Annotated in this window: 1 pseudogene; it reads right to left on the minus strand. The window is 58.6% G+C overall.

The features are described 5' to 3' along the window. Window positions 1-474 (minus strand): annotated as a pseudogene (locus EXE42_RS16400) (RNA-guided endonuclease TnpB family protein); the annotation flags it as partial. Between the last annotated feature and the right edge of the window lie 140 nt (window positions 475-614).

Consider the following 614-nt stretch of genomic DNA (forward strand, 5'->3'; position numbering starts at 1 on the left):
TGTGCTTTCCGTGACGCTCCAGTTGTCGGAGCCGAGGTACTGCCGTTGGTAGCCATCGTCGGCGTCAGGGAGGGCAAGGTCGCACCGGACGCGACTCTCTGTGGTGGAGAGCGACACCGTATCATCATCAAATACCGTCATGGTCCGGGTGTCGTATTTCACCGTGGGTGCGGTGAAGGTGGGCTTACTCACTTTCTTGTCCTTCGCCTTCCGTTCGATACAGCCGGTGATGGCTTGTGCGGCTTGGTGGGTGGCGAGAATCGCGTGCTGACTTCCGAGGTCGGTGTGTTCGCGCACGTCGTCGTATGCGAGGGGCTGTACGTCGCTTTTCGCGTTGTATTTGCCCCACGCCATGTCCGTGGCGAGTTGGCATCCACGCTTCCACTCGGAGATCGTCTCTTCGAGGAGGTCGCGTTGCTCGTCCGTAACTTCGAGACGAGTGATTGCCGTCCGACGCACGTAGTCGTCTGCCACGTGTTCAATGTGATCAATAGGCTACTTATTGATTGGTGTTTGCGACCAACACAAACGCGCTCCTCCCCTCCCTACTCGCTCCCTCCGGTCGCTCCTTGAGGAAGGGGACTCCGCGCTACCGCTTCAGTTGAACACTGTCA

Source organism: Halorubrum sp. SP3 (genome assembly GCF_005435195.1).
GTDB lineage: Archaea > Halobacteriota > Halobacteria > Halobacteriales > Haloferacaceae > Halorubrum > Halorubrum sodomense.